The organism is Saccharopolyspora antibiotica, from assembly GCF_047200635.1.
GTDB lineage: Bacteria > Actinomycetota > Actinomycetes > Mycobacteriales > Pseudonocardiaceae > Saccharopolyspora_C.
This window is the reverse complement of the sequence record NZ_JBJZOI010000016.1, coordinates 50,287-75,196: the sequence shown is the minus strand read 5'-3', so window position 1 is coordinate 75,196 and position 24,910 is coordinate 50,287. Positions and strand designations below refer to the sequence as shown.

The window sequence follows — 24,910 nt, the reverse complement described above, 5'->3', positions numbered from 1 at the left end:
CTGGGTCGCGGTCCGATCGAATCCCCCGGCCCGCCCGATCCGGTCTTGATCACTCGATCGTCCGCTTGACGATCACGGAGCTCGTTCGTGCCCCGGCGGATCCGACACGCCGAACAGGCAACTACCCCGCGACACGCCGAGTCTTGCTCAACAATTTTTTCCACAAGTAGTCCACATGGGCTGACCTGTACTTTTCGGATGATCTTGGTCGGTTGTCCCCAGGTTGTCCCCATCGGTTCCGCCGAGTTGTGCACAGTTGTCCCCAACTTGTCCCCAGGTATCCACAAGTTGTCCCGAGGTCTGTCCACAGCTCGGTTTGCCTGGTCCAGGCGAGCGATCTAGCTTCCCGAGCGCGCCCGCGCGTGACGGATCGTGATCACCCGGCGCAGCGCTCCGGTCGACGCCGCCGTGGATCGCGCGACCAGTAAGGCTGCCCGCAGCGGTGGCGGGTGACGGTGTCGGAGGTGACGGGTAACCGGTGGCGTTGGCAGACGAACGAGGCGCGCAGGCCGGGTCGAGCGGCGGAGACCACGGTTTCGAGCGTCAGCCCCCGCAGGACTTGGCGGCGGAGCAGTCCGTGCTGGGCGGCATGATGCTGAGCAAGGACGCGATCGCCGATGTCGTCGAGGTGCTCACGCCCAACGACTTCTACCGCCCGGCGCACCAGTCGATCTACGACTGCGTCCTGGACCTCTACGGCCGCGGCGAGCCCGCCGACGCGATCACCGTCTCCGCCGAGCTCGAACGCCGCCAGGAGCTGCAGCGCATCGGCGGCGCCCCCTACATGCACACGCTCATCGCCAGCGTGCCCACCGCCGCCAACGCCGGCTACTACGCCGAGATCGTCGCCGAGAAGGCGGTGCTGCGCCGCCTCGTCGAGGCCGGGACCCGGATCGTGCAGCTCGGATACCACGGCGCCGAGGGCTCCGCGATCGAGGAGGTCGTGGACCGGGCGCAGGCCGCGATCTACGACGTCACGGAGCGGCGCACCAGCGAGGACTACGCGGCGCTGGAAGACCTGCTGCAGCCCACGATGGACGAGATCGACGCCATCGCGTCCCGCGGCGGCGAGTCGCAGGGCATCCCCACCGGCTTCGTCGACCTCGACGAGGTCACCAACGGCCTGCACGCGGGACAGATGATCATCGTCGCGGCCCGCCCCGGTGTCGGCAAGGCGCTCGCGCTGGACACGCCGCTGCCCACCCCGGCCGGCTGGACCACGATGGGCGAGGTCGCGGCCGGGGACGAGCTCATCGGCCTGGCCGGAGCGCCGGTCCGGGTGCTGCGCGCGACCGAGGTGCTCACCGGCCGCCCGTGCTTCGAGGTCGAGTTCTCCGATGGCGGCGTCGTCGTCGCCGACGCCGAGCACCAGTGGCAGCTCTCCGACGGGGAGGTCCGCACCACCGCCGAGCTCGCCGCGACCGCCACCGACCACGAGCTGCCCGCGCACGCCGGGCTCCGGCTGCCGCAGCGGGAACTCCCGGTCGCGCCCTACGCGCTCGGCGTGTGGCTCGCCGCGGGCGACGAGTCCGGCGAGGTGCGCGGCGAACCGGAACTACTGGAGCTGGCCGGGCTCGCGCACACCGCGGAGCCCGGGGATCCCGAGGTCACCACGGTGGGCGGCGTCGTGGAGTACCCCGCCGAGGAGAGCGAGCGGGAACAGCCCGCCCCGGCCGCCGAGCCCGCGTTCGGCGTGGACATCCCCGCCGCGCTCGCCCGGTTCGGCGCCTGGGACGACCACGAGCTGCCGTCCGCCTACCTGCGGGCCAGCGAGGAGCAGCGGCGCGCGCTGCTGGCCGGGTTGCTGGACGCCGCCGGTTCCGTCGACGCCGACGGCACGCTCCGGCTGGAGGTCAGCGAGCCGCTGTCGGTGCGGGTGCGCGAGCTGCTGCTCGGCCTCGGCTACACCTGCGGTGCCCGGATCGCCGACTCCGCGGGCGGCGGCTTCGACCGGGTGGCGATCGTGTTCGACAGCGGGCCGGACGAGGTGTTCCGGTTGCCCGCCAAGAACTCCGAGCACAAGGAGACCCGGCAGGACCGGGCGCGGCAGCCCCGCCGCGTCGTCGCCGTCCGCGAGGTGCCGAGCGTTCCGGTGCGCTGCGTCGAGGTCGACGCCCCGGACCACCTCTACCTGGCCGGGCGCGGCATGGTGCCCACGCACAACTCCACCCTGGGGCTGGACTTCGCCCGCACCGCCTCGATCAAGCACGGCCTGGCCAGCGTCATCTTCTCGCTGGAGATGGGCAAGACCGAGATCGTGATGCGAATGCTCTCCGCCGAGGCCCGCATCCGGCTCGGGGACATGCGCGGCGGGCGCATGACCGACGACGACTGGACGCGGCTGGCGCGGCGGATGAGCGAGATCAGCGAGGCGCCGCTGTACGTGGACGATTCGCCGAACCTCACCATGATGGAGATCCGGGCGAAGGCGCGGCGGCTCAAGCAGCGCGCCGACATCCAGCTGGTGGTCGTGGACTACATGCAGCTGATGACGTCGGGCAAGCGGGTCGAGTCGCGGCAGCAGGAGGTCTCGGAGTTCTCCCGGAACCTGAAGCTGCTCGCGAAGGAGCTGGAGGTCCCGGTGGTCGCGATCTCCCAGCTCAACCGCGGGCCGGAGCAACGCACCGACAAGCGCCCGCAGCTGTCCGACCTGCGCGAATCGGGCTCCCTGGAGCAGGACGCCGACATGGTGATCCTGATCCACCGGCCCGACGCGTTCGAGCGGGACGACCCGCGGATGGGTGAGGCGGACCTGATCCTGGCCAAGCACCGCGCCGGCCCCCAGGCCACGATCACCGTCGCCCACCAGCTGCACTACAGCCGCTTCGTGGACATGGCCCCCGAGTAGACCGCGCGCCGCCGATGTCCTCCGCGGCCGGCCGGCGACGCGGTCCGGGACGGGCGTCCGCTCGTCCCGCTCGCCGGGATCAGAACGGGCAGTGCATGACGTGCAGGCCGATCCGGCCGAGCCGCGGGTGCTCGAACGCGGCGGGGACGGTGCCGATGATGGTGAAGCCGAGGCGCTCGTAGAGCTTGATCGCCGAGCGGTTCGACTCGACGACGGCGTTGAACTGCATCCCCGCGTAGCCCTCCCCGCGCGCCCAGTCCAGGGTGCTGGTGCAGAGGTCGGCGCCGATGCCGCGGCCGCGCGCACCGGCGGCGACCATGAAGCTCGCGGTGGAGACGTGCGCGCCGGGGCCGGGTCGGTTCGGACCCATCCGCGCGGTGCCCAGCACGGTCCCGTCCTCGTCGACGGCGACGGCGGTGCGTCCGGGCGGGGGTGCCAGCCAGAGCCCGCGGGCCTGCTCGGCGGTGAGATCCGGTTCGTAGCAGAAGGTGTCCCGGGCGGCGGCCACCTCGCGGATGATCGGCCACACCTGCGCCCAGTCGGCCTCGACGAACTCCCGGATCACCATGGGGCGAACGCTAGTGCGGCTCGGTCGGGTGAACAATCGGATTTCCGTCACCTCGTTGAGCTGCGTGGATCGTCGTCGAGTGCGCACCTGGGGGATGTGGGCCGACACGCCGACGCACGCGCTGCGGAAGTGATCAACGCGAGCTCCCTACCCTCGACCGCATCGACTTCCGGGTGAAGGGCGGACCGATGCGCACCGTTTTCCCGCACGGCGACGGCGACCGCTTCGCCGCGTCCGCCGCGGCGCTGTCCGAGCGGTTCGGCGCGCGGCCCGAGGTCCCGGGGCTGGTCGACGTGCTGCTGCGCGACAAGTGCGCGCGGGACGGGCTGCTGGCCCGGTGGACGGCGGCGGACCTGAGCCGGTTGCTGACCGAGGTGGTGCCCCGGCACCTGGTGCTGCCGCGCTGGTCGGCGGTTCCGGAGCTGCTGCACGACTGGATCGACTTCCTCGACGCCGAGGGCCTGCTGATGGCCGGGAGCGATCCGGTGCGGGTGCTGCACGCGGCGATCGAGGCGGCGGCGCCCGCCTGCCTCGCCGCGATGGCCGACCCCGCGGAGTGGGGACCGGAGAAGTTCTGGGCGCTGAGCGCGCGGGAGCACGGCGTCGAGGTCGGCGCGGCGGCCGAGTTCGAGCGGTTCGTGCGGCGGGTGGACGACGGCGAGGTCGACCTGGACCTGGAGCTGCTGCGCGGGATCGAGGAGCGGGCGGAGCGGGAACCGCTGCCGGTCCCGGTGCGCTGGCTGCCACCGATGCGGGTGCCGGTGGAGGCGACGCCGGACGTCGAGGCGGCGCGGACGCCGATCGCGGGGGTGATGGCGGCGCTGCACCGCTGGGCGGGCCGGCGGCGCCCGCTCGGCGACGGCGTGGAGCTCGGGGCGGAGCTGGACTGCCCGCCGGAGCTGGCGCGGTTGTTCGCGGTCTGGGCGCAGCGGGTGCACCTGGTGCGGATCATCGACGACCGGGTGGTGCCGGGGGCGATCGGGACGGCGCTGCTGGCCGAGCCGGGCGTGCTGTGGACCCGGTTGTGGGAGTCCTTCGCGCTGCTGGACGAGGTGACCGGGCCGGAGTCGGGGGCGATGGACCGCCTGCTCGACGGCGAGGACGTGTTCCCGGAGCTGGTGCGCGCGGTGCTCGGCGCGCTGTACGCGCACACCGACGCGCTGCCGTTCGAGCAGGTGGTGAGCCTGGTGCTGCGCGCGCTCGCCGAGGACGACGGCGAGGCGCGACCGGTGCTCGCGCGGGTGGTGGAGCGGGTGCTGGGCCTCTGGGAGCGGATGGGCGTGCTGCGCCGCTATCGCACGGAGCTGCCGGAGGCGGTGGCGCGGATCGAGGCGTTCGCACCGGGCTCGCCGGATCGGACGATGGTGGAGCTGCTGCCGCTGGGCGTGCGGGCGGCCCACGGGTCGCTGCGGGCGTTCGGCTTCGTCGCGCCGACCGTTCCCGAGGCGGTGGCGCTGCCCGCGGAGGTGCTGGTGCTGGTGCTGCCGGGCAGTCCGCCGGACGTGCTGGAGGAGGTCGTCTCGGGTTGGATCGCCGCGCGGGGCCGGGCGGCCGCGGCGGCGGAGCTCGGGGAGCTGCTGCGGCGGGTGGACGACCCGGAGCTGCGGCTGGGCGCGCTGTGGTTGCTGGAGCACACCGGGGACGAGGGCGTCCTGGTGGTGCGCGGGCTGCGCTCGGATCCCGGCTGCGGGGCGGCGGCCCGGATGTGGCTGCGCGTGCGCCCGGGCGAGCGTGAGGTGGAGCTGCGGCCCGGGGACGAGCTGGTGGTGGCGCTGGACGCGATGGCGGTGACGGCGCAGGAGGACGCGGCCGCGTTCCTGGCGGAGTTCCGCACCCGGTCGACGCCGGACCAGCTGACGGTGCTGGACGAGCTCGTCCGCGCGGAGCACGCGCGGGCCGACCTGGTCCTGGGGGTGGTGGCGGCGGAGCACCCGGACGAGCAGGTGTCGCGGGCGGCGCGGCGGTGCCTGGACCGGCTGGACACGGCGTAGCGGAGCCCGCCCGGCGGGTGCGCCGGGCGGGCTCCGGAACCGATCAGTCGGGTGCCGTCAGCTCGCGGGGCAGGAGACGTCCTCCTCGGGGAGGACGCCGTCGGCCAGGAACGCGGTGCCGGCGGCCATCGCGCAGGCGTTGCCGCTGTTCAGGTAGGTCCCGTGCCCGGACTCGTCCGCGCTCACCAGCCGCGCGCGGTCCCCGAACTTCTCGCGGAGCAGTTCGGCGCCCTCGTGCGGGGTCACCGGGTCGCGGCGGTTCTGCATGAGGAGCACGTTCGCCGGGCCGTCGGCGAGCACCGGCACCGGCGGTTCGGCGGGCTCGTGCGACCAGAACGCGCAGGGCAGCACGTTCGCGGTGGCGGCGCCGTACACCGGGAACTTCTCGCGGTCCTCGGCCACCCCGCGACGGTAGGTCTCGACGTCCTCGGGCCAGGCGACGTCGTTGCAGGTGGTCGCCAGGAAGACCGTCAGCGAGTTGTCGGCAGGGGAGAGTCCGGCGGCGGACCGTCCGGCGGGTGCGCTCTCGGCGAGCTGCTGCCGCACCGCCGCCTCGTCGGAGTCGTGCAGCGACTGCCAGAGCTGCGCGGTCCTGCCGTACGCCGGTTCGCCGAACAGGCCGCCGAAGATGACCAGACGGAACACGGCGCCGTCCACGCCGGCCATCGGCCGCGCGTCGAGGCGCTCGGCGACCTCGAAGTAGGTCCGCCGCACCTCCTCGGGCGTGCGGCCCAGGCCGTACGAGCCGTGCCGCTCGGCTACCCACGCGGCGAAGTCGGGGAAGGTCTGCTCCGTGCCGAGCGCGTAGCGGCGCATCCCGTCCCGGTCGAGCACGGTGTCACCGATGTTGCTGTCCAGCACGACCCGGTCGGCGCGCTCCGGGAACATCGAGGCGTACGCGGCGCCGAGCGCGGTGCCGTAGGACGCCCCGTAGTAGTTGGCCTTCTCCTCGCCGAGGGCGGCCCGGACGCGGTCCAGGTCGCGGGCCATGTTCGCGGTGGTGATGCTGCTGAGCCGACCGTCCTGGTCGTGCTGGGCGCACTGGTCGGCGATGGTGCGCACGACCTCGGCCCGCTCGGTGACCGCGGCGTCGTCGACCGCGTAGGGCGGAACGTTTCCGTACTGGGCCTGCTCGTCGGTGAACCCGCAGCTGACCGGCGAGGAGTGCCCCACTCCCCTGGTGTCCATCCCGATCAGGTCGTAGCTCTCCAGGACCGATGCGGGCAGTCCCTGGTCGGCGAGGAAGGTCGAGAAGTTCAGGCCGGAGCCGCCCGGACCGCCCTGGTTGAGCAGCAGCACGCCGCGCCGCCGGTCGGGCCGCTCGCTGGCCAGCTTCGAGATCATCAGGTCGATCTGGGGGCCGTCGGGGTCCGCGTAGTTCACCGGCACCGGCACGGTGGCGCACCGCAGCGGGTACGCCCCGGCCGCGACGTCCTCGGGGCACGCGCCCCACTCCAGTTCAGGTGCGGCCCCTTCGGCCGCGCTCGGCACCGCGAGCAGCGAGCCCGCGAGGCCCGCGGCGATCAGCGCGGCCGCACTTCGGCCCGCGCTCCGCTTGAGATTCATGTCCGCCCCTCATCCGTGGGTTCGTCCTCCACGAGGCGGACTCAACCCCGTGCCCTGGGGGCAAGGTCAAGCGAGCGGACGCGATCGCTCCGTCGGGACGAGCTGCCGGTCCGCGGGGCTCCTCTCGCGGCGGTCCCCGCGGACGGCGCTCAGCCGAGTTCGTCCAGCGCGGCGGCGAGCTCGGAGATGTCGCCCAAGATCCGGTGCACCCCGGCGAGGGCGTCCTCGGCCGGGGGGAAGTGCGGGTTGGGCACGGCGAAGACGGTGGCGCCGGAGGCGGTGGCGGCGCGCAGGCCGTTGCTGGAGTCCTCGACGGCGGCGCACCGGGCCGCGGTGGTGCCGAGCATCCGGGCCGCCTCCAGGTACACGTCGGGGGCGGGCTTGCCCGCGCCGACCTGCTCGCTGGAGAGGGTGGCTCCGACCTCGAGACCGGTGCTGTCCAGGAACGCGCGGATGATGCGCGGCGGCGCGGAGCTGGCGATGGCGATGGGGAACCGGGCGGCGACGGCGCGCACGGCGTCTTCGGCGCCGGGCAGCACGGGGGCGCGCTCGGCGTAGACGCGCGCCATCTCCTCGATGACGACGTCGGCGGCCTGCTCGGCGGTGAGCCGGGCGCCGAGGTCGTCGACCAGGTAGCGGGCCCATTCGGGGGTGCTCATGCCTTGCATGGCCCCGGTGGCGTCCTCGGTCCAGCGCCCGCCGTGGGTGGCGACGACGTCGCGGCGGATGCGGTCCCAGAGCTGTTCGGAGTCGACCAGTACGCCGTCGAGGTCGAAGAGCACGGCTGCGGGTGGCATGTCGCCGATCGTAGGAGGCGGCGCGAGCACCGCGCGGGCAGGTGAGCCGCTCCGGGCGCGACCGGGTGCGGCGGTGACCGGCCCGGGGCCGCTGTGTGCCTGCTCATGCCCGGTGGTCACCGATCGGACATAAAGTTAGCATGGCAAACGAACTAGCGGGTGGGCGCTCGCCCGGGGAGGTCGAGCGGGAACCGGCCCACCTCCGTGTCGAGACGCGAGGAGTGGCGGCCGATGAGCGGCACGCACGACGTCCGGTTGCTGGACGTCTTCAAGGGCCAGCCGAAGGCGGTGTGGATCACCGCCTTCGCCGCGGTGATCGCCTTCATGGGCATCGGCCTGGTCGACCCGATCCTGCTGTCCATCGCGGAGGCCCTGCACGCCGGCCCGGAGCAGGTGACGCTGCTGTTCTCGTCCTACCTGGGCGTCCAAGTCGTAGCGATGCTCATCACCGGGGCGTTCAGCGCCCGCTTCGGGCCGAAGCGGACCGTGGTCACCGGCCTGGTGCTCATCGTGCTCGCGACCCTGGCCTGCGCGATGGCGAGCTCGATCGGGCAGCTCGTGGCGCTGCGCGCGGTGTGGGGGCTGGGCAACGCCTTCTTCATCGCCACCGCGCTGTCGGTGATCGTCGGCGCGGCCAGCGGCGGCCAGCAGGCGGCGATCCTGCTCTACGAGGCGGCGCTGGGCATCGGGCTGTCCACCGGCCCGCTGCTGGGCGCGCTGCTCGGCGACATCTCCTGGCGCGGGCCGTTCGCGGGCACGGCGGTGCTGATGGCCATCGCGCTGGTGCTCTCGGCCGGGTTCCTGCCCGCCGACGAGAAGGACCCGGCGAAGCGGCCGAAGGTGCGGCTGCTCGACCCGCTGCGCGCGCTGCGGCACGGCGGGCTGCTGCGCACCGCGCTGGGCTCGGCGTTCTACACGGCCGCGTTCTTCGTGGTGCTGGCCTGGGCGCCGTTCGTGCTGGAGTTCGGCGCCATCGCGGTCGGGCTGGTGTTCTTCGGCTGGGGCCTGTGCGTGGCGGTCGCGGGCGTGACGCTGGCGCCCAAGCTGGCCGCGCGGTTCGGCGACGCGGGCGGCACGGTGCTGGCGGTGCTGCTCTACGCGGTGCTGCTGGTGGTGATGGCGGTCGGCTCGAAGCCGGTCGTGGTGGTCGCGGTGATCCTCAGCGGGCTGGCCTCCGGCCTGCTCAACACGTTGTTCACCGGGACCGCGATGAGCGTCAGCGACGCGCCGCGCCCGGTGGCCAGCGCGGGGTACAACTTCTGCCGATGGTTCGGCGGGGCGGTCGCCGCGACGCTGGTCGGGCACGTCGCCGACTGGTTCGGCTCGCCGCACGCCCCGTTCGCGGTCGCCGCCGCGCTCTGCGTGATCGCGGCCGGGCTGCTGGTCGCGGACCTGCGCCGGCGCGAGGACCCGCACCAGGTCCCCGCCGAGGCCGCCGCCGTCGGCGAGGAGTTCTGACCCGGGGCGCAGGCCGGCGCCCGCTCCCCCGCTTCGGGCGGAGGGTCGGGGCGAAGGATCCCCGGCGGTGCCCGGAGGACGGCGGTGCGACGACCGGGGGTCATGAGTTCGGGTGCTGTTCACCTTCCTGTCCAGGAGCCCTCGCCTGATCCGCATAGCGTCGCGGTGTTCCTGACTGACCTGGAGGTCCGTGTGCCACCCCGACCGGACAGCGGGCGCGTCGTCCCGCTCCCCCTGCTGCCGAACCACTCCGCGCGCCGCGCCTCGGCCACCTGCCGCTACCGCTGCGGCAACGCCTGCGCGCACGAGGCGCCGAACACCTCCGACAACGCCTACTTCGGCGACATCGTGGAGGGCGTGCTCAACCGCCGCGGCGCGCTCAAGGCGGGCGGCGTGCTGGCGCTCGCCGTCGGCGGCGCGTCCGCGCTCACCGGGGCGACGGCCGCGGCCGGCCCGCACCCGGGTGAGCCGCGTCGCGTCCCGGGCACCGACTTCCCGCCGGTCCCGCCGAACACCGAGGACCGCGTCACCGTGCCCGAGGGCTACGAGCAGGGCGTCGTGATCCGCTGGGGCGACCCGGTCGTCGCGGGCGCTCCCGAGTTCGACTTCCACGCGCAGACCGCCGCCGCGCAGGAGGTCCAGTTCGGCTACAACAACGACTTCGCGGGCCTGATCCCGCTGGACGGCAGCGGCAGGCGCGGCCTGCTCGTGGTCAACCACGAGTACACGACCGAGACGCACATGTTCGCGAACTACGACCCGGACGCCCCCACCGAGGAGCAGGTCCGCATCGCCTGGGCGGCGCACGGGCTGTCGGTGGTCGAGGTGGTGCGGGACCGCGACCGGGGCCTCGTGCCCGAGCTCGGCCGGTACAACCGCCGCATCACGCTCAACACCGAGTTCGAGGTGCGCGGCCCGGCCGCGGGCAGCGACCTGCTCACGACCTCCGCCGATCCGACCGGCACCAAGGTCTTCGGCACCCAGAACAACTGCGCGGGCGGCGTCACGCCGTGGGGCACGATCCTGTCCGGCGAGGAGAACTTCCACCAGTACTTCGGGCACTCCGAGCTGATCCAGGACCCGGTCGCGAAGGAGCGCTACGAGCGCTACGGCGTGGGCACCGGGGAGACCGACCGCAAGTGGGAGCGCTTCGACCGGCGCTGGGACGTCTCGAAGGAGCCGAACGAGCCGCACCGCTTCGGCTGGGTCGTGGAGATCGACCCGAACGATCCGGCCTCCACGCCGATCAAGCACACCGCGCTCGGCCGGTTCAAGCACGAGGGCGCGACCATCCAGGTCGCCGAGGACGGCCGCGTGGTCGCCTACTCCGGCGATGACGAGCGTTTCGACTACATCTACAAGTACGTCTCGAACGGCCGCGTCAAGCCCGGCCGCAGCGCGCACGCCCGGCGGCACAACTCGGCGCTGCTCGACGACGGGACGCTGTACGTCGCGAGGTTCCGGGGCAACAGCCCTCCCGAGGAGATCGACGGCACCGGGGAGCTGCCCGCCGACGAGCGCTTCGACGGCACCGGGGAGTGGCTGAAGCTGGCCAGCGGCACCGAGTCCTTCGTGCCCGGCTTCACCGCCGAGGAGGTCTACGTCTTCACCCGGCTCGCCGCCGACGCGCTGGGCGCCACCAAGATGGACCGGCCGGAGGACATCGAGCCGAACCCGGTCAACGGCCGCGTCTACTGCGCGCTGACGAACAACTCCAACCGGGGCTCCGCGGGCAACGCGCCCGTCGACGAGGCCAACCCGAGGGTCGGCAACAAGCACGGGCACGTCCTCGAGGTCGACGACGACACCACCGGCACCGCGTTCCGCTGGAACCTGCTGCTGGTCTGCGGCGACCCGGAGGACCCGGGCACCTACTTCGGCGGTTTCGACAAGTCCCGGGTCAGCCCGATCTCGTGCCCGGACAACGTCACGTTCGACCGGTTCGGGAACCTCTGGATCACCACGGACGGCAACGCGCTCGGCTCCAACGACGGCCTGTTCGCGGTGCCGGTGGACGGGCCCGAGCGCGGCCAGGTCAAGCAGTTCCTCACCGTGCCGGTCGGCGCCGAGACCTGCGGTCCCGTCGTGCTCGACGATCTGGTCACGGTGAACGTCCAGCACCCCGGTGAGGACGCCGAGGACGCCCAGCGCCCCACCTCGCACTGGCCCGACGGCGGCACCTCGCAGCCCCGGCCGTCGGTGGCAGTCGTGTGGCGCGCCGACGGCGGCGAGATCGGCAGGCGGTGAGCGATCGCGCCCGCTCCCGGTGAGCGGGCGGGCGAGGAGCGCGGGGGCCTCCCGGCCCGGGAGGCCCCCGCCGCCCGGGCCGCTCGCGGCACCCGTTGATCAGGACCGCCCCGGTCCCGCTTCCCGCCGGCCGGCCTCAGCAGCGAGGGCGCCCCCTCCGGCGAGCCGACCGCCGCGTCGTGCGCGGGCGTGCGACGGATACGGTCCAGACCATGTCTGAACGTCCGATCGCCCTGGTCACGGGTGCTTCCCGCGGCATCGGGGCCGCCGTCTCCCGATCCCTGTCCGAGACCCACGACGTGCTGCTCGGCGGCCGGGACGGGACGGCGCTCGACGAACTGGCGGCGGAGATCGACGGGGCCCGGCCGTGGCCGGTGGAGCTGACCGACCAGGACGCCGTCGCGGCGGCGGCCGCCACCGTGGAGCGGCTGGACGTGCTGGTGCACAGCGCGGGCCTGGTCGAGCTCGGTGCCGTCGCGGACGTCTCGGTGGACTCCTGGCGACGCACCTTCGAGCTGAACCTGTTCGCGGTCACCGAGCTGACCCGGTTGCTGCTGCCGGCGCTGCGCCGCAGCTCCGGGCACGTGGTGCTGATCAACTCCGGGGCCGGGATGGCGGCCAAGCCGAACTGGGGCTCCTACGCGGCGAGCAAGTTCGCGCTGCGCGCCTTCGCCGACGTGCTGCGCGCCGAGGAGGCCGCGCACGGCGTGCGGGTGACCTCGGTGTTCCCGGGCCGCGCGAACACCGACATGCAGCGCGAGGTGCGCGCGGCCGAGGGCGGCGACTTCCAGCCCGAGCGCTACCTGCGGCCCGAGTCCGTCGCCGGGCCGGTCTGCTCGGCGGTCCGGGCCTCCCCCGACGCGCACCTCACGGAGATCGTGGTCCGCCCCGCCTGACCGCCGACGCGCGAAGCGGGAGGGAACCGCGGGCTCCCTCCCGCCGGGACTCGCGCTACTGGACGCTGACCGTCACCTGCCGGTCGGACTCGGAGCCGCCCTGCGCCGGCCCCTGGCCGACGACCTGCACGCGCTCCACGGGCACCCCGGCCTGGGTGAACGCGTCGGCCACCGCCTGCGCCCGCTGCTGCGAGAGCTGCTGGTCCTCGGGGGACGGGTTGCCGGTGTCGGCGACGTAGCCGGTGACGGTGAAGTTGAGCTCCTGCGGTGCCTGCTTCGCCAGCTCGGCCGCCTTCATCGCGGTCTGCCTCCCCTGCTCGGTGAGCTCCGGGCTGTCCGGCTGGAACGTGATCGGCTGCTGCTGCATCGCCTGGTCGAGCTGCTGCTGCAACGCCGCCTTCGCGGCGGCCGGGTCGGGTCCTGGCGGCTGCGCCGGGGCGGGTTCCTGCTGCTGGGCGGGCGGTGCCGGGGGCACTTCGCCCTCCTGGCCGCCCTGGCCCTGGGGTTCTCCGCCGGAGCACCCCGCCAGCAGTGCGACGGCGAGCGCGGCCACCGCCGCGCCGTAGTGGGCTTTCCTTCGATCCATGCCGACCTCCGCAGTCGAGCTCGCCGGGCGCGGGCCGTGCGGGGCACCCGGGGCGTGGGCGCCTCCCATTGGATGCCGAGGCCCCGAGCCGGGCAGGTCGGGCTCCGCGGCTCCACGCGAACGTGTGAGACCGGCCCGGTTGCGCAACACCGTTCTGGGCAGGTCGGTGGAGCGGTTCGACGCATGTCACACGGCTTTCCGGGTGCTGCCGACCGCACCCGCTCGACAGAAGTTACCGCCAAGTAATACCCTTGGGTTACCGACGAGTAAGGCCATGTCCGGAGAGCGGGGCCGGCTCGGATCATCAGTGCGGAGAGGGAGCCTGCGAAATGGGCCACTACAAGAGCAACGTCCGCGACCTCGAATTCAACCTGTTCGAGCTGTTCAAGGTGCAGGACCGGCTCGGCACCGGGGCGTTCGAGCAGGCCGACGAGGACACCGTGCGCGGTGTGCTCAGCGAGCTGAACGCGCTCGCCACCGGACCGCTCGCCGAGTCGTTCGCGGACGGCGACCGCACCCCGGCGAAGTTCGACCCGAAGACCCACTCGGTCACGCTGCCGGAGTCGTTCAAGAAGTCCTACCAGCAGATCCAGGACGGCGAGTGGTGGCGGCTGGGCCTGTCCGAGGACATCGGCGGCTACGGCATCCCCCCGACCGTGCAGTGGGCGACCTCCGAGCTGATCCTCGGCGCCAACCCGGCGGTCTACATGTACATGGCGGGCCCGCAGTTCGCCGGGATCGTGCACAAGAACGGCACCGAGGAGCAGCGCGCCTGGGCCGAGCTGATGATCGAGCGCGGCTGGGGCGCCACGATGGTCCTGACCGAGCCGGACGCGGGCTCCGACGTCGGTTCCGGCCGCACCAAGGCGGTCCGGCAGGCCGACGGGAGCTGGCACCTCGACGGCGTGAAGCGGTTCATCACCTCCGCCGACCAGGACATGACCGAGAACATCATGCACCTGGTGCTGGCCCGCCCCGAGGGCGACGGCGTGCAGAGCCGTCCGGGGACCAAGGGCCTCAGCCTGTTCCTGGTGCCGAAGTTCCACTTCGACGGCGAGACCGGCGAGCCGGGCGAGCGCAACGGCGCCTTCGTGACCAACGTCGAGCACAAGATGGGCCTGAACGCCTCCGCCACCTGCGAGCTGACCTTCGGTCAGCACGGCGTCCCGGCGCAGGGCTGGCTGCTCGGTGAGGTGCACGACGGCATCGCGCAGATGTTCCAGGTCATCGAGTACGCGCGGATGATGGTCGGCACCAAGGCCATCGCGACGCTGTCCACCGGCTACCTCAACGCGCTGGAGTACGCGAAGGAGCGGATGCAGGGCGCCGACCTCACCAGGGCCGCCGACAAGACCGCCCCGCGCGTCACGATCACGAACCACCCGGACGTGCGCCGCATCCTGATGCTGCAGAAGTCGTACGCGGAGGGACTGCGCGCGGTGTACCTCTACACCGCGACCTACCAGGACCAGATCACCCAGGGCCGGGCCACCGGCGAGGACGTGACGCTGGCCGAGCAGGTCAACGACCTGCTGCTGCCGATCGTGAAGGGCGTGGGCTCGGAGCGGGCGTACGAGAACCTGGCGCTGTCGTTGCAGACCCTCGGCGGCTCCGGCTACCTGCAGGACTACCCGATCGAGCAGTACATCCGGGACGCCAAGATCGACAGCCTGTACGAGGGCACCACGGCGATCCAGGCGCAGGACTTCTTCTTCCGCAAGATCGTCCGCAACAACGGCGCCGCGCTGGGCCACCTCGCCACCGAGGTGCAGAAGTCGCTGGAGGCCGAGGGCGCGGACGACCGGCTCAAGGAGGAGCGGGCGCTGGTCGCGCAGGCGCTGGACGACGCGCAGGGCACCCTCGCCGCGGTGTTCGGCTTCCTGACCTCCGCGCAGGAGGACGTGAACGACATCTACAAGGTCGGCCAGCACGCCGTCACCGTGCTGATGAGCATGGGCGACCTGCTCATCGGCTGGCTGCTGCTGCGCCAGGCCGAGCTCGCGCTGGCGGCGCTGGACGCGGGAGCCTCGGCCAAGGACCAGCCCTTCTATCAGGGCAAGGTCGCGGTGGCCCGGTTCTTCGCGAAGAACGTGCTGCCGGAGCTGGGCTCCCGCCGGAAGGTCGTCGAGGCCGCGGACAACTCCATCATGGAGCTGGACGAGTCGGTGTTCTGATCCGGGCGCCCTCGCGGGCGCGCCCCACCGAAGCGACGAGGCCCCCTCCCGAACCCGGGAGGGGGCCTCGTTCCGCTCGGATCAGCGCGGAGCCGGCGGTGGGGCGCCGCAGTGGATGATCGGCTGCGGGTTGTAGACCGTCTTCGACGGGGATTCCCTGGTCACCTTGCCGGTGTTGACGTCCCGCAGGGTGCGGGTGTTCGTCACGGTGAACCCGCCCTTGCCCTTGCTCGGGCTGCACGGCTCGTCCGGCGGGACGACCTTCTCGTGCGGCTGCGTCGGGTCCGTCCGCTCACCGGTCTTGGAGCTCACGTCGTACTGCTTGGTGCCCCAGAACCGGACCGTGATGGAGCTCGGCGTCCACTCGGTCGTGATCATGATGCCGCTGGCCAGCGTGTTCTTGAACTTCACGTCGATCACGCTGCTGCCGTCGGGGTTCTGGAAGACCGTGGCCTCGCGGCCCTCCGGGTAGCGGCTGATGTAGTAGCTGTGCTCCTTGTGCTCCACGTCCTTCACCCCGGCGAAGTACGAGGCGTTGTAGAGCGTGGTGGCGAACTGCGAGATGCCGCCGCCGACCGCCTTCCCGGGGCGGCCGTCCTCGATGATCCCGGACTCCACGTAGCCCTGCGCCGTTCCGCGCGGGCCGGTGTGGCCGTTCAGGCTGAAGGTCTCGCCCGGCTTCACGACCGCGCCGTTGACCTGCTCCGCGGTCCGCCGGATGTTCACGCCGGAGGCGGTTTCGAAGCCGCCGGTCTGGAACTCGGAGATGACCTCCTTGATGCCCAGCCCGTTGGCCTGGTCGGTGTTGAACGCCGGGGGCTGCTGCTCGTAGATCGCGGGCACCACGCGGTCCTGCTCCTTCTTGACCACGTCGGTGAGGTTCTCGAAGCTCTTCTCCCAGTTCACCCCCCGGCCGTCCAGCGAGGGGCGCACCACGGGCCTGCCGCCCTCGAAGACGACCTCGGCGTCCTTGGCGGGCTTCATGGTGTCGAGGAGCTGCGGCTCCACCCCGCCGATCACGGTCGGCAGGTCCAGGTGCGACTTCAGCCCGCCCTTGCCGTCCGGTTCGAAGCGCAGCGCGGCGGCGATGGTCTCCGGCGCCAGCGCGGCGTCGTGGCCCTCGCCCTTGATCGTGACCGGCGAGGACACCGCGGGCTGGGCCACGTTCCGCAGCGCCGCCTGCACGCCGTCGGAGGTCGTGGTCACGGCCTGCTCGGTGAACGGGACGTTCACCGGGCCGCCCTTCGCCCAGTCCGCCATGACCTGATCGGCGGCCAGGGCGGTGTCCACGGAGCGGCCGGTGACCGGCTCCACCGCGACCGGGCGGGCACCCTCGAAGACGATGGTGCCCTCGGCGGCCGCGCGCTCCAGCCGCGGCTTGACCTGCTCCACCGCGGCCGTGACCTGCTCCTGGTCGCCGTGGCTGACCGGGTAGATCTCGCGATTGGCGAACAGCGAGGCGATCCGGGTGAACGGGTTCAGCGGCTGGGAGCCCGCCTGCTCGATGGTGGCGGCCCAGTCCATCGTGAGGCCGGACTGCTCCGGGGAGATCGTCGCGGTCGAGTCGCCCGCCTTGAGCTGCACGGGCTGCTGCAGGTTCGGGCCGAGCTCCTCGCGCAGCTTGCTCTGCGCGGCGGCCTCGGTGAGACCGCCGATCTGCACGTCGGCCACGGTGGTGCCGCGCGGGACGGTCCCGCTGCTGAACAGCAGGTCGCCCACGTACAGCAGGCCCAGCACGCCCGCCGCGATCCCGGCGATGATGCCGCCGCGGATCAGGCCGCGCCGCCGCTGCGCGGGATCGGCCTGATCCGGCTGGTCCTCGGCGAAGCCGCCGCCGATGCCGCCCGCGAAGCCCTCCGCGAACGGCGAGGGCTCCGCGGGGACCTTGGGGATGTTCTGGGTGCGCTCCGCGTCGGCCTCGGGCCGCGTCGGCTCCGGCGGGGTCTGCGCGAACGAGCCGGCCACGGCCTGCGTGGTCGGGGACGAGTCCGGCGCCGGGTTCCGGGTGGTGTCGGCGCTGGGAAAACCGGGGGTGCCGAAGAAGTCCGTGGCCGAAGCGTAGGCCGAGGTGGGCTCCTCGGCGGGGAACTTCGGGATGGTCTGGGTGCGCTCCGGGTCGGAGTCGTCGGCGTCCGCCGAGAGGCGCTGGGTCCCGTCGGCGTCGGGTGCCTGCCGCGCCATCGGCCGGGTCGCGCGCTCCGGCTGCTCCTCGTCAGCCCGCCCGGGGGCAGCGCCGTCCGAGCCGGACCGCCCTGCTCCGGCAGCCGGGTCGCCCGCGGCGAACTGCTCCGCGGAGATCTGCACGGTCCGTTCGGCGTCGGACTCCGGGGCCGCCGCGGAACGGTCCGAAGCGGGTCTCGCGCCCGTCCGGTTCGGATCGCCCTCGGCCGGGGCGTCGTAGTTTTCCGGCACCGCTTCCCCTTCATCGGTCTGGTCGTGCGGTGGGTACATCAGCGAACAAGCGCCGGGGCGGCTCGTCAAGGCCGTGGTGCCCAGAACGGGAGCGCCGGATCCCGGCAGCGGACCGGCACGGGGCCGACCACGCCTCGGGTGGATCAGTGGATCACAGGTAGAGCCCGGTGCCCTGCTCGATCTGCTCGCTGGCCACGGCGTGCAGGTCCCGTTCCCGCATCACCAGGTACGGCTGGCCCTGCACCTCGACCTCGAACTGCTCCTCGGGGTTGAACAGCACCTGGTCGCCGACCTTGACGGCCCGCACGTGGCTGCCCACTCCGAACACCTCGCCCCAGAGCAGCCGCTTGGCCACCTGGGCGGTCGCCGGAATCACGATGCCGCCGCTGCTGCGGCGCTCCCCTGATTCCGCGGAGACCCGCACCATGACCCGGTCATGCAGCATCTGGATCTCAAGCTTGGCATCGGTCACCCGAAGAGTTTACGCGGCCGCCTCAACCCGCTGACGGTGCAGGGGGCGCCTCACGCTCCGGCGTCCATCCCGCCCAGCACCAGGGGGAGCCGGTGCGCCCCGCCCGCCGAGATCCGCACCGGAACTCCCCAGTCCTGCCTGGTCAGGTGGCAGGTGGGGTGCTCCTCGGCGGGGTCGTCGGTGCAGGCCGCGGCCTGGGCCACGACGTGCAGCACGCCGTGCTCGATCCCCTCGGCGAGCACCAGCCGCCTGGTCAGCTCGGTGCCGCTGCCCGCGCCCCCGGCGAGCAGTTCCGGCGGGGAGGCGGTGACCTCCAGCCGGGTGGACGGGCCGTAGCGGTCGTCGAGCTTGCTGCCGGGGGGCGGGGTGAACACCACCGCCAGCTCCAGCTCGCCCGGGCCGATCTCGGTGTCCGGGCGAGCGACCTGCTGGGGCCCGCCCGCGACGAGCTTCGCGGAGACTCCGGGCGGCACCGGCCGCTCCAGCCGGTGCGCGGCGGAGGAGACCACGACGAGCTCACCGTCGACCACCGCGGCCCCGGAGGGCTCCGCGAGGTGCGAGGCGAGCGTGCCGACCTCGTTCGAGGCCGGGTCGTAGCGCCGGAGGGCACCGTTGTAGGTGTCGCAGACGGCGATCGAGCCGTCCGGCAGCACCGCCACGCCGAGCGGGTGCTGGAGCAGGGCCCGCTCGGCGGGGCCGTCGGCGTGACCGAAGTCGAACAGCCCGGCCCCGACCGCGGTGCGCACCGCGAAGCCGTCGCCGTCCGGTTCGACCCAGCGCAACGCGGAGGTCTCGGAGTCGGCCAGCCACAACCGGTCCCCGCCGTCCGCGAGCCCGGAGGGCTGGGCGAAGAACGCCTCGGCGGCGTCCCCGTCGCGCAGGCCCTCCACCGTGGTGCCCGCGAACCGGCGCACCCGGCCCGCGATCGGGTCGAACAGGCCGAGGGTGTGATTGCCCGCCATCGCGATCACCACGCCGCCCGCGGGCTCCCACCAGCTCACGTCCCACGGGCTGGTGAGCGGCACCTCCCGCGCGGGGCCCGAGTCGGTGCCGTCGCGCCACTGCGCGCCGGTGCCCGCCACGGTCGTCACCCGGCCGTCCGCGAGCCGCACGCCGCGCAGCAGGTGGTTCGCGGTGTCGGCGACGACCAGGTCGTAACCGACCTCGGCGGCGACGGCCTCGGGCAGCACCGCGATCCCACCGGGCTCGGCGAAGGAGGCTTCCTCGGGACCGGCGTCGACGGCGCCCCGCTCACCGCTGCCGATGCGCCGCAGCGGGGTCTCGCCGTCCCGGGCGAACTCGACGAGCGAGTGGTGCGCGGAGTCGGAGACCAGCAGCCCCTCCGGTCCGACCGCGATCTTGGCGGGGAAGCGCAGCGTGCCGGAGGCGGGTTCCGGCGGCACGTACGGCCCGTCGCCGCGGTGCAGCGTTCCCTTCGCCTCGTGCTCGGCGACCAGCTCGCGCAGCACGCCGCGCAGCGCCTCGAGGTGGCCCTCACCGGTGGCGACGTGCACGAGGTAGCCCTCGGGGTCGATCACCGCCAGGGTGGGCCAGGCCTTCACGGCGTAGTTCTGCCAGGTCGACAGCTCCGGGTCGTCGAGCACCGGGTGGTGCACGGAGTACCGCTCGACGGCGGCGGTCACCGCTTCCGGGTCCGCTTCGTGCTCGAACTTCGGGGAGTGCACCCCGACGGTGACCAGCTCCGCGGCGAACTCCCGTTCCAGCGGGCGCAGCTCGTCGAGCACGTGCAGGCAGTTGATGCAGCAGAACGTCCAGAAGTCGAGCAGCACGATCTTGCCGCGCAGGTCGGAGAGCAGCAGCTCCTGGCCGCCGGTGTTCAGCCACTGCCGCCCGGTGAGCTCGGGGGCGCGGACGCGGGTGCGAGACGCGGTGTTCACGTGCCGGGTCAACGGGGCCGGGCGGGCCGATGTTCCTGGCGGGCCGTTGCCGGGAGGTGGTGGCCGCAGCGCTTCCCGCATCGTGGGAAATTCGGGTGCGCGGGGAACAGCGGAGACCGCGCGGTGCTTGATCCTGCTGCGGTCCAGGAGAGAACTGCCCCGGAAATTGGAAGGCCCCGCGGTGCTGCCAGGTCGGGGGTCCGACAGCATCGCGGGGTCATCAGGCATATCGGCGGGGCTTGCCGAGTTGTTACACCTCGGCTTCATCGTGACCCAGATCACCTCTTCGTGGGTGTCTCGGAAGGCTCCTTCGGGGCGTCTTCGGCCTGTTGACCAGCGCGTTCGGTGACCCGGTCGCCGCCCGAAACCCCGGGAGCCGGCTCAGCGATCCAGGATCGCCGTGACGCCCTGACCGCCCGCGGCGCAGATCGAGATCAGCCCGCGGCCGGAGCCGCGCTCGGCGAGCAGCTTCGCCAGCGTCGCCACGATCCGCCCACCGGTGGCGGCGAACGGGTGCCCGGCGGCCAGCGAGGAACCGTTCACGTTCAGCTTCGCCGGGTCGACCTCCCCCAGCGGCGCGTCCAGGCCCAGCCGGTCCTTGCAGAACTCCGGGTCCTCCCACGCCCGCAGCGTGGCCAGCACCTGCGAGGCGAAGGCCTCGTGGATCTCGTAGAAGTCGAAGTCGCCTAGTCCCAGGCCGGAGCGCTCCAGCAGCTTCGGCACCGCGTAGGCCGGCGCCATCAGCAGGCCCTCGTCCCCGCTGACGTGGTCCACGGCGGCGGGCACGATGTCGCTCAGGTGGGCCAGCACCGGCAGCTTGTGCGCCGCCGCCCACTCCTCGCTGGCCAGCAGCACCGCCGACGCGCCGTCGCTGAGCGGCGTCGAGTTGCCCGCCGTCATCGTCGCGCCCTCGCCGCCGCCGAACACCGGCTTGAGCGCGCCGAGCTTCTCCGCGCTGCTGTCCGGGCGCAGGTTCTGGTCCCGCTGCTGGCCCTGGAACGGGGTGAGCAGGTCGTCGAAGAATCCGCGCTCGTAGGCGGCCGCCAGGCGCTGATGGCTGCGGGCGGCCAGCTCGTCCTGGGCCTCCCGGCTGATGCCCCAGGCCAGCGCGGTGCGCGCGGCGTGCTCGCCCATGGACAGGCCGGTGCGCGGTTCGGAGTTCTCCGGGATGTCCGGCACCACGTGCTGCGGGCGGGCGCCGAGCAGCGCCCTGAGCTTGCCGCCGGTGCTCTTGGCGTGGTTCGCCGCGAGCAGCACCCGGCGCAGGTCGTCGTTGAGCGCGATCGGCGCGTCGCTGGCGGAGTCCACGCCGCCCGCGATGCCCGAGTCCAGCTGCCCGAGCGCGATCTTGTTCGCGACCGAGGTCACCGCCTCCAGCCCGGTCGCGCAGGCCAGCTGCACGTCGTGCGCCGGGGTGCGGGGGTCCAGGCGCGAGCCGAGCACTGCCTCCCGGGCCAGGTTGAAGTCCCTGCTGTGCTTGAGCACCGCGCCCGCGACGACCTCGCCGATCCGCTCGCCCCGCAGCCCGAAGCGGGCGATCAACCCGTCCAGCGCGGCGATGAGCATGTCCTGGTTCGAGGCCCGGGCGTAGGGGCCGCCGGACCGGGCGAACGGGATCCGGTTGCCGCCGACGATCGCGACGCGCCGAGTGGTGGCCATGCGGGACTCCTTGGAGACGGGACCGGTGGTCCGGTGCTTGCTGCTGGTCCGGGGCCGCGGGCGGTGGTGGTGCGGCCGGGTGGCCGCCTCGCGCGGGCCCGGGCCGCGCGGGGCCTGGTGCCGACCCCGACGAGGCCCTAACCTACCCGCGGGTAGGTTGGGCGTCGAGCCCGCCTCACCGCACAGTCCGCCCGACCACTCCGGGAGCACTCATGTCCGACCGGTACCAGCAGTTCACCTCGACCGGATTCGGCCGGGGTCTCGCCAGGCGCCTCGGCCTGCCCACCCCCGCACCGCTGCGCCGCTTCCGGCCCGGCGACCCGGTGGTGGCCGGACCGGTGCTCAGCGGGGCGGCGGAGGGCTCCCGGCTCGGCGAAGCGATCACGGGCGTGCTGCGCGCCGCCGGGGCCGAGGTCCGCACCGAGGCCGCGGCGGACGCCCGCTTCTCGGCGCTGATCTTCGACGCCACCGGCATCACCTCCAGCGCTCAGCTGGAGCAGCTGCGCGCCTTCTTCGCCCCGGTGATCCGCCAGGTCGACACCTGCGGCCGGGTGCTCGTGCTCGGCACTCCGCCGGAGGAGACCACCGACGTGGCCGAGCGGGTCGCCCAGCGCTCGCTGGAGGGCTTCGTGCGCACCGTCGGCAAGGAGCTCAAGCGGGGTGCCACCGCCCAGCTCGTCTACGCCTCCGAGGGCGCCGAGGGCTCCCTCGGCTCCACGCTGGAGTTCCTGCTGTCCGCGAAGTCGGCGTTCGTCTCCGCGCAGGTCGTGCGGGTGGGCCGCGCCGAGGTGCCCGAGGTGGACCGGGACCGGCCGCTGCGGGACGAGGTCGCCCTGGTCACCGGCGCCTCCCGGGGCATCGGCGAGTCCATCGCCGAGACCCTGGCCCGCGACGGCGCGCACGTCATCTGCCTCGACGTCCCGGCGCAGGGCGCCGACCTGGCGAACGTCGCGAACCGCATCGGCGGCTCCGCCCTGCAGCTCGACATCACCGCCGAGGACGCCCCGCGGCGCCTCGTCGAGCACGTCACCGAGCGCCACGACGGGCTCGACGTCGTCGTGCACAACGCGGGCATCACCCGGGACAAGACCCTCGGCCGGATGGACGAGGGGCGTTGGGGCTCGGTGCTCGCGGTGAACCTCACCGCCCAGGAGCGGATCAACGAGGCGCTGCTCGCGGAGGGCTCCCCGCTGCGCCGGGGCGGCAGGCTCATCGGCGTCGCTTCGATCAGCGGCATCGCGGGCAACGTCGGCCAGTCCAACTACGCGACCTCCAAGGCCGGGGTGATCGGCCTGGTGCAGGGGCTCGCGCCGCTGGCCGCCCGGCGCGGCGCCACCATCAACGCCGTCGCCCCCGGCTTCATCGAGACCAAGATGACCGCCGCCGTTCCGCTGCTCATCCGGGAGGCGGGTCGCCGGATGAGCAGCCTCTCGCAGGGCGGGCTGCCGGTCGACGTCGCCGAGACCATCGCCTGGTACGCCAACCCGGGCTCGGCGGGCGTGAACGGCAACGTGGTCCGGGTCTGCGGCCAGAGCCTGCTGGGGGCGTGATGAGCACCGAACTCGACGCGGCGCCGAACCTCTCCGCGCTCTACGCCAAGGCCGTCCTCGCCGGTCCGGTCCGGCGCGGCGGTGAGCTGCCCGGGACCGAGTACGTCCGCCGCGACCTCGCCGTCGACCGCGCGCACCTCGCCGAGTACGACCGGGTCTGCGGTTTCGGGCTGCGCGACGTGCTGCCCGCGACCTACCCGCACGTGCTCTCCTTCGGGCTGTCGGTGCGGTTGATGACCGATCCGGGATTCCCGTTCCCGCTGGTGGGGCTGGTGCACGTGGCGAACAGCACCACCGTGCACCGCCCGCTGCTGGTGACCGACGTGCTCACCCAGCGGGTGCGGGTGGCGAACCTGCGTCCGCACGCCAAGGGCAGTCAGCTCGACGTCATCACCGAGACCGAGGTCGACGGCGAGGTGGTCTGGCGCGAGACCAGCACCTACCTGCGGCGCGGCCGGTCCGACGACTCCGCCCCGCGCGCCGAGCGGGTCGCCGAGGTCGAGCCCGGCGCGGCCACCGCCCGCTGGCGGGTGCCGGCCGACCAGGGGCGCCGCTACGCGGCGGTCTCCGGGGACCGCAACCCGATCCACCTGCGCGCGCTGGCGGCGAAGGCCTTCGGGTTCCCGCGCGCGATCGCGCACGGGATGTGGACGAAGGCGCGGGCGCTGGCCGCGTTGGAGAGCGGGCTGCCGGAGTCCTACACCGTCGACGTGGACTTCGTGAAGCCGCTGCTGCTGCCGTCGACGGTCGAGTTCACCGAGCTCGGCGGCCCCGGTGCGGGGACCTCGTTCGCGGTGCACTCCCGTTCCGGTGCGCCGCACCTGCTGGGGCGGCTGCGCTGACCCGAGGGAAGGCGGGCCGGATCCGCGCTGAGCGGCGGATCCGGGTGGTGGGGGCGGCCGGGGGCCGTCCCCACCGCGCTCTCCCCCGCGCGGACCGGGGACTCGGTGGCTCCACCGCTGCCCGGGCGGGTCAGCCCTGCTGCTCGGTGGTGCCCCCGGGAGCGGGGTCCTCCCGCGGTGCCGGGGACCAGGAGCGGCCCTCGACGAGATCGCCGAAGCCCATCCAGGCGAGGTTCATCAACCGCATCGCCAGCCCGTCCGCGGTGTGCTCGGGGTGCTCGACCCACCAGTCCAGCAGCGATTCGGCGGAGCCGACCAGCGCCGCCGCGAACGGCTCCATCCGCTGCACCGGCATCGGCTGGGCCGCGGTCTCGGTGGCGCGGGCCAGCAGCGCGGCGATGAGCGCCATCGCGCGCTCCCGCCACTGCCCGAACTCCGTGGCGAAGGGCTCGCCGCCCGCCGGGGCCTGCCGGTGCAGCAGCGTCCAGCTCGCGCGGTTGCGCTGCACGTAGTCGAAGAAGACCCGCAGCCCCCGCCAGAGCTGCTCGTCCGGGCTGACCTCGGGGTCCACGGCAGTGCCGATCGCCTCGATGAGGCGGGTCGCCTCGCGCTGGATGCACGCCACGAACAGCTCTTCCTTCGAGCCGAGGTAGGCGTAGATCATGGGTTTGGAGATGCCGGCGACTTCGGAGATCTCGTCCATCGACGCGAGGTGGAAGCCGCGCGCGGCGTAGACCTCGACGGCGGCGTCGAGGATCTGGCGCTCCCGCACGGAGCGCGGTAGCCGCCTGCTCCTGGGCCGCGGGCTCGCCTCGTGATCGTCCGGGTCGGACCGCATCCCACCTCCTGGTTCCTCGCCGCGCCGCGGTGACCTCGCGGGTCGGCCTTCGCGGCGGAGCGGGGCGTGCTGTGATCTGCGGGACAGGCTAGAGCAGGGCGATCACCG

At 73.2% G+C, this 24,910-nt stretch carries 17 protein-coding genes; 8 read left to right on the top strand and 9 right to left on the bottom strand.

Translation table 11 applies throughout. The annotated features are described in order from the left end of the window. Window positions 1-478 precede the first annotated feature (478 nt). Entirely contained in the window at window positions 479-2,848 is a 2,370-nt protein-coding gene (gene dnaB / locus ACL03H_RS15105) for a replicative DNA helicase (RefSeq protein ID WP_412811857.1), read from the top strand. A gap of 79 nt (window positions 2,849-2,927) precedes the next feature. On the opposite strand, the gene ACL03H_RS15100 is transcribed toward dnaB, so the two are convergent. Further along, window positions 2,928-3,416 (bottom strand): GNAT family N-acetyltransferase, encoded by a 489-nt coding sequence (locus tag ACL03H_RS15100; protein ID WP_412811856.1) that lies wholly within the window; start codon window positions 3,414-3,416, stop codon window positions 2,928-2,930. Window positions 3,417-3,604: 188 nt separating this feature from the next. On the opposite strand from ACL03H_RS15100, the gene ACL03H_RS15095 reads away from it, so the two are divergent. Next, complete coding sequence (locus tag ACL03H_RS15095; protein WP_412811855.1) at window positions 3,605-5,407, top strand: hypothetical protein; 1,803 nt, start codon at window positions 3,605-3,607, stop codon at window positions 5,405-5,407. A gap of 57 nt (window positions 5,408-5,464) precedes the next feature. Here ACL03H_RS15095 and ACL03H_RS15090 read toward each other — a convergent pair whose 3' ends face one another. Continuing rightward, entirely contained in the window at window positions 5,465-6,973 is a 1,509-nt protein-coding gene (locus ACL03H_RS15090) for an alpha/beta hydrolase (RefSeq protein WP_412811854.1), read from the bottom strand. A 149-nt stretch (window positions 6,974-7,122) separates the two neighbouring features. Beyond that, on the bottom strand, window positions 7,123-7,770 hold the full coding sequence (locus ACL03H_RS15085; RefSeq protein ID WP_412811853.1) for an HAD family hydrolase: 648 nt from the start codon (window positions 7,768-7,770) through the stop codon (window positions 7,123-7,125). A 231-nt stretch (window positions 7,771-8,001) separates the two neighbouring features. On the opposite strand from ACL03H_RS15085, the gene ACL03H_RS15080 reads away from it, so the two are divergent. From ACL03H_RS15080 to ACL03H_RS15070, 3 genes are all read left to right on the top strand, one after another. Continuing rightward, on the top strand, window positions 8,002-9,228 hold the full coding sequence (locus ACL03H_RS15080; protein ID WP_412811852.1) for an MFS transporter: 1,227 nt from the start codon (window positions 8,002-8,004) through the stop codon (window positions 9,226-9,228). A 192-nt stretch (window positions 9,229-9,420) separates the two neighbouring features. After that, window positions 9,421-11,475 (top strand): PhoX family protein, encoded by a 2,055-nt coding sequence (locus ACL03H_RS15075; RefSeq protein WP_412811851.1) that lies wholly within the window; start codon window positions 9,421-9,423, stop codon window positions 11,473-11,475. 212 nt (window positions 11,476-11,687) lie between these two features. Next, window positions 11,688-12,371: an SDR family oxidoreductase gene (locus ACL03H_RS15070; protein WP_412811850.1), complete on the top strand. Its 684-nt coding sequence runs from the start codon at window positions 11,688-11,690 to the stop codon at window positions 12,369-12,371. A gap of 55 nt (window positions 12,372-12,426) precedes the next feature. Here ACL03H_RS15070 and ACL03H_RS15065 read toward each other — a convergent pair whose 3' ends face one another. After that, window positions 12,427-12,957 (bottom strand): OmpA family protein, encoded by a 531-nt coding sequence (locus tag ACL03H_RS15065; RefSeq protein WP_412811849.1) that lies wholly within the window; start codon window positions 12,955-12,957, stop codon window positions 12,427-12,429. Between the two features lie 329 nt (window positions 12,958-13,286). Between ACL03H_RS15065 and ACL03H_RS15060 the strand changes: the two genes are divergently transcribed. Next, on the top strand, window positions 13,287-15,131 hold the full coding sequence (locus ACL03H_RS15060) for an acyl-CoA dehydrogenase (protein WP_412811848.1): 1,845 nt from the start codon (window positions 13,287-13,289) through the stop codon (window positions 15,129-15,131). A gap of 81 nt (window positions 15,132-15,212) precedes the next feature. Here ACL03H_RS15060 and ACL03H_RS15055 read toward each other — a convergent pair whose 3' ends face one another. The 4 genes from ACL03H_RS15055 to ACL03H_RS15040 form a co-directional block, all read right to left on the bottom strand. Next, the gene (locus ACL03H_RS15055; protein ID WP_412811847.1) at window positions 15,213-17,582 is read right to left on the bottom strand and encodes a VanW family protein; all 2,370 of its coding nucleotides are present in this window, start codon (window positions 17,580-17,582) and stop codon (window positions 15,213-15,215) included. Between the two features lie 112 nt (window positions 17,583-17,694). After that, window positions 17,695-18,015, bottom strand: coding sequence for a GroES family chaperonin (locus ACL03H_RS15050; RefSeq protein WP_224960526.1), 321 nt, complete (start codon window positions 18,013-18,015; stop codon window positions 17,695-17,697). 50 nt (window positions 18,016-18,065) lie between these two features. Continuing rightward, the gene (locus ACL03H_RS15045) at window positions 18,066-19,994 is read right to left on the bottom strand and encodes an NHL domain-containing thioredoxin family protein (protein ID WP_412811846.1); all 1,929 of its coding nucleotides are present in this window, start codon (window positions 19,992-19,994) and stop codon (window positions 18,066-18,068) included. A 300-nt stretch (window positions 19,995-20,294) separates the two neighbouring features. Continuing rightward, window positions 20,295-21,572, bottom strand: coding sequence for an acetyl-CoA C-acetyltransferase (locus ACL03H_RS15040; protein WP_412811845.1), 1,278 nt, complete (start codon window positions 21,570-21,572; stop codon window positions 20,295-20,297). Window positions 21,573-21,784: 212 nt separating this feature from the next. On the opposite strand from ACL03H_RS15040, the gene ACL03H_RS15035 reads away from it, so the two are divergent. Both ACL03H_RS15035 and ACL03H_RS15030 read left to right on the top strand, forming a co-directional pair. Further along, window positions 21,785-23,122 carry a 3-oxoacyl-ACP reductase gene (locus ACL03H_RS15035; protein ID WP_412811844.1) on the top strand — a complete coding sequence of 446 codons (1,338 nt, stop codon included), beginning with the start codon at window positions 21,785-21,787 and terminating at the stop codon, window positions 23,120-23,122. Further along, window positions 23,119-23,964 (top strand): MaoC family dehydratase, encoded by an 846-nt coding sequence (locus ACL03H_RS15030; protein ID WP_412811843.1) that lies wholly within the window; start codon window positions 23,119-23,121, stop codon window positions 23,962-23,964. Before ACL03H_RS15035 ends, ACL03H_RS15030 begins: the two co-directional genes overlap by 4 nt. Window positions 23,965-24,094: 130 nt before the next feature. Here ACL03H_RS15030 and ACL03H_RS15025 read toward each other — a convergent pair whose 3' ends face one another. Beyond that, complete coding sequence (locus ACL03H_RS15025) at window positions 24,095-24,802, bottom strand: TetR/AcrR family transcriptional regulator (protein ID WP_412811842.1); 708 nt, start codon at window positions 24,800-24,802, stop codon at window positions 24,095-24,097. Window positions 24,803-24,910: the final 108 nt, after the last annotated feature.

Bases quoted from the DNA above. Each gene is read 5' to 3' on its own strand.
- ACL03H_RS15060 (WP_412811848.1), top strand. From the start codon at position 13,287: ATGGGCCACTACAAGAGCAACGTCCGCGACCTCGAATTCAACCTGTTC.
- ACL03H_RS15070 (WP_412811850.1), top strand. From the start codon at position 11,688: ATGTCTGAACGTCCGATCGCCCTGGTCACGGGTGCTTCCCGCGGCATC.
- ACL03H_RS15045 (WP_412811846.1), bottom strand. From the start codon at position 19,994: ATGCGGGAAGCGCTGCGGCCACCACCTCCCGGCAACGGCCCGCCAGGA.
- ACL03H_RS15040 (WP_412811845.1), bottom strand. From the start codon at position 21,572: ATGGCCACCACTCGGCGCGTCGCGATCGTCGGCGGCAACCGGATCCCG.
- ACL03H_RS15095 (WP_412811855.1), top strand. From the start codon at position 3,605: ATGCGCACCGTTTTCCCGCACGGCGACGGCGACCGCTTCGCCGCGTCC.
- ACL03H_RS15025 (WP_412811842.1), bottom strand. From the start codon at position 24,802: ATGCGGTCCGACCCGGACGATCACGAGGCGAGCCCGCGGCCCAGGAGC.
- ACL03H_RS15100 (WP_412811856.1), bottom strand. From the start codon at position 3,416: ATGGTGATCCGGGAGTTCGTCGAGGCCGACTGGGCGCAGGTGTGGCCG.
- ACL03H_RS15065 (WP_412811849.1), bottom strand. From the start codon at position 12,957: ATGGATCGAAGGAAAGCCCACTACGGCGCGGCGGTGGCCGCGCTCGCC.
- ACL03H_RS15035 (WP_412811844.1), top strand. From the start codon at position 21,785: ATGTCCGACCGGTACCAGCAGTTCACCTCGACCGGATTCGGCCGGGGT.
- ACL03H_RS15080 (WP_412811852.1), top strand. From the start codon at position 8,002: ATGAGCGGCACGCACGACGTCCGGTTGCTGGACGTCTTCAAGGGCCAG.
- ACL03H_RS15090 (WP_412811854.1), bottom strand. From the start codon at position 6,973: ATGAATCTCAAGCGGAGCGCGGGCCGAAGTGCGGCCGCGCTGATCGCC.
- ACL03H_RS15055 (WP_412811847.1), bottom strand. From the start codon at position 17,582: ATGTACCCACCGCACGACCAGACCGATGAAGGGGAAGCGGTGCCGGAA.
- ACL03H_RS15085 (WP_412811853.1), bottom strand. From the start codon at position 7,770: ATGCCACCCGCAGCCGTGCTCTTCGACCTCGACGGCGTACTGGTCGAC.